This is a genomic window from Streptomyces sp. AcH 505, from assembly GCF_000818175.1.
Classification (GTDB): Bacteria; Actinomycetota; Actinomycetes; order Streptomycetales; family Streptomycetaceae; genus Streptomyces.
This window is the reverse complement of the sequence record NZ_JTIY01000001.1, coordinates 2,335,968-2,339,238: the sequence shown is the minus strand read 5'-3', so window position 1 is coordinate 2,339,238 and position 3,271 is coordinate 2,335,968. Positions and strand designations below refer to the sequence as shown.

The following is a 3,271-nucleotide window of genomic DNA, read 5'->3' as shown; positions in this document are numbered from 1 at the left end:
GAGCGTCTACGACCCCGAGATCACGCCCGAGATGGACGCGATCGTGCTGAAGGCCCTCGTCAAGGACCCGAACTACCGCTACCAGTCGGCCGACGAGATGCGCGCCGACATCGAGGCGTGCCTCGACGGCCAGCCCGTCGCCGCCACCGCGGCCATGGGCTCCGTCGGCTACGGCTACGGCGGGCAGGACCAGCCGACGACGGCGCTGCGGCCCACCGACCCGGCGGGCCAGACGTCGATGCTGCCGCCGGCCAACCCGGACGACGGCGGGTACCAGGGCTACGACGACCGGCCCGACCGGCGCCGCCAGAAGAAGTCCAACACCTCCACGATCCTGCTCGTGGCCGCGGGCATCCTCGTGCTCGTCGGCGCGATCCTGATCGGCAAGTCCGTCTTCAGCGGCGACGGGGACGACACCGCGCAGGTGCCGGTGCCGGTCCTGGTCGGGAAGCCGCTCAGCGAGGCGCAGACGCTCGCGACCAACGCCGACGTGAAGGTCGCCCAGTCCGGCTCCGAGCGCTGCGACCAGCCCAAGGGCGCGATCTGCAGCCAGGATCCCGCGAGCGGCAAGATGAACACCGGTGACACGATCAACGTCGTCGTCTCCGAGGGCGCCCCCAAGATCGAGGTGCCCGACGTCACGGAGAAGACCGAGGAGAACGCCACCTCGATCCTGGAGGACAAGGGCTTCAAGGTCGACACGAAGCAGGTCGAGTCGGACGACCAGGACCCGGGCACGGTCATCTCGCAGGACCCGGCGGGCGGCGCGCAGGCCGAGAAGAACTCCGAGATCACGCTGAAGATCGCGAAGAAGGCCCAGGTCAATGTGGCCCCGGTCGTCGGCAAGCAGATCGACGCCGCGACGGCCCAGCTCCAGGGGACCGGCTTCGAGGTCGCCAGGAACGACGTGGACAGCGACCAGCCGGCGGGCCAGGTCGTCAAGCAGGACCCGGCGGGCAACAGCAAGGCGGACAAGGGCAGCAAGGTCACCCTGGACGTCTCCAAGGGCCCGAAGCAGGAAATGGTCACGCTGCCGGCCAACCAGCAGATCCAAGGCAGGCCGCTGGGCGAGGTCAAGGCCCTGCTGGGCAGCCTCGGCCTGACCGCCGAGGTCGCTCCCGGCCAGCCGGGCGACGACAACGCCATTGTGATCAACAGCACCCCGGGCCCCGGCCAGCAGGCCCCCAAGGGCTCCAAGGTGACGCTGAACACCGTGGGTGCCCCGGGCGGCGGAGGCGACAACGGCGGCAATGGCGGTAACGACAACGGCGGAGGCGGCGGAGGCTTCTTCGGCGGCCCGAACGGTGTCGCCTACCGCACCGAGGACTAGCCACCCCCGTACGAGGAGAGCCCCGGCGCCCTCACGGGCGGCGGGGCTCTCCTGGTACCTCGGTTCCGTACGTCGGAGGCGGCGGCTCAGCGCAGTTCGGGCGGCGGGGTGCGGTCCGCGTCGACCTTCTGCGTGCGCACCAGCTCGGCCCAGACGACGAAGCGGTAGTCCGACGTGTAGATCGGCGTGCAGGTCGTGAGCGTGAGATAGCGGCCCGGCTTGGTCTTGCCGGACTCCTCGGGGACCTGCGCGAGCACGTTGACGTTGTACTTCGAGGTCTTCTCCAGCTCCTTGTAGACCTTGTAGACGTACCAGGTGTCCTTCGTCTCGAAGACGACCGGATCGCCCACGTCCACCTGGTGGATGTTGTGGAACTTCGCGCCGTGGCCGTCGCGGTGCGCGGCCAGCGTGAAGTTGCCCGTCTTGTCCCAGGGCAGCGCCGACTTGACCGGGGCGTCGTAGTAGCCGGCGACGCCCTCGTTCAGGGTCTTGGTGTCGGTGCCCTTCTTGACGAGGACTTCGCCGTTCTTCATCGAGGGGACGTGCAGGAAGCCGATGCCGTCCTTGGTGTTGAACGGCGGCGGCCCGTTGTCGCCGGCCCCGCCGCCGCCCGCCTCCCAGTTGTGGCGCACCTGGTTACCCTGCTTGGCGGCCTCGCGGTCGGCGAGGACGTTCGTCCACCACAGCGAGTAGACGACGAAGAGCGCGAGCACCAGGCCCGCTGTGATGAGCAGTTCACCGAAGACGCTGACCACCGTCGCGACAGGGCCGCGGGTCCTGCGGACGGTGTCGGTACCGGTGTCGGCTTCGGTGTCGGGCTGTTCGCCGCTCTCGGTCGTCGCTGCCACCGCAACCGTCCCCGTCCCATTCGTCCGTCCGCCCGGTCGACGGGCGGTCAGTCCACGAGAGCGTCGGGCATGCCCTTGCTGCGTGGCTGTTCGCCGACCATCTTGCCCCACACGATCATTCGATAGGTACTGGTGAATTCCGGGGTACAGGTCGTGAGCGTGATGTACCGCCCGGGTTTGGTGAAACCGGAGCCCTGCGGCACCGGCTGGATCACGCTGACGTTCGACGGAGGCGTCTGCGGGAGCGTGTTTGTCACGTCGTACGTGTAGTACGTGTCCTGCGTCTCGACGACCACTTCGTCGCCCGGCTTCAGCCGGTTGATGTAGCGGAACGGTTCGCCGTGGGTGTTGCGGTGGCCCGCCACCGCGAAGTTGCCCGTCTTGTCGGACGGCATCGCCGTCTTGAGGCTGCCCTCGGAGTAGTGGCCGACCATCCCGTGGTCGAGGACCTTCGACTTGCTGGTGCCCTCGGCGATCGGCACGACGACGTCCAGCTTCGGGATGTGCATGATGGCGAAGCCCTGTCCCGGCTCGAAGACGCCCGCCGGATGGCCCTTGTTGTTCTTCCAGGTGTCCTGGATCTTGTTCGCCTCTTTGCCCGCGTACTGGTCGGCCGCCACGTTCGTCCACCAGAGCTGGTACGTGACGAAGAGCAGCATCAGGACGCCGAAGGTGATGAACAGTTCCCCGACGGCGCGGCTGGCGATGACCCCCGGGCTGTCCTTCAGTGCCTTGGCCGCGCGCCGCGCCTCGACCCGGGACAGCGGGCGGGCGGACGCGCCGCCAGCGGCCGTGGCGGCTGCTGTCGCCGCCTGTTGGGGGCGCGGACGTCCCCGGCCGCCCTTCGCCGCCTTCCGGCGCTCGGCGCGGCCTCCAGGGCGCGGCTCGGCGTCCACGGAGGCGCTCTCGGCGTCCGCCGCCTCCTGCGCCTCGACGGCGCGGCGCAGATCGGCCGTACGCAGCCCGACGGTCTCGTCGTCCAGCACGGGCGCCACGGGCCGTACGGGAGGGGCGGGTTGGGCAGGCGGCGCGGGTTGGGCGGGCACGGCGGGCTGGACGCGAGTGGGTGGTGCGGGCTCGGCGAGCGGGACGG

3 protein-coding genes are annotated in these 3,271 nt (G+C 69.7%); 1 reads left to right on the top strand and 2 read right to left on the bottom strand.

Annotation, left to right across the window (positions count from 1 at the left end; translation table 11 throughout):
• The coding region (locus HY68_RS10800) for a Stk1 family PASTA domain-containing Ser/Thr kinase (RefSeq protein WP_041995661.1) at positions 1 to 1,330 on the top strand (1,330 nt) is incomplete at its 5' end.
• Positions 1,331 to 1,416: 86 nt separating this feature from the next.
• Here HY68_RS10800 and HY68_RS10795 read toward each other — a convergent pair.
• Positions 1,417 to 2,085 carry a class E sortase gene (locus HY68_RS10795; protein WP_241778759.1) on the bottom strand — a complete coding sequence of 223 codons (669 nt, stop codon included), beginning with the start codon at positions 2,083 to 2,085 and terminating at the stop codon, positions 1,417 to 1,419.
• 140 nt (positions 2,086 to 2,225) lie between these two features.
• A partial coding sequence (locus HY68_RS10790) for a class E sortase (protein WP_107070071.1) occupies positions 2,226 to 3,271 on the bottom strand: 1,046 nt, incomplete at its 5' end.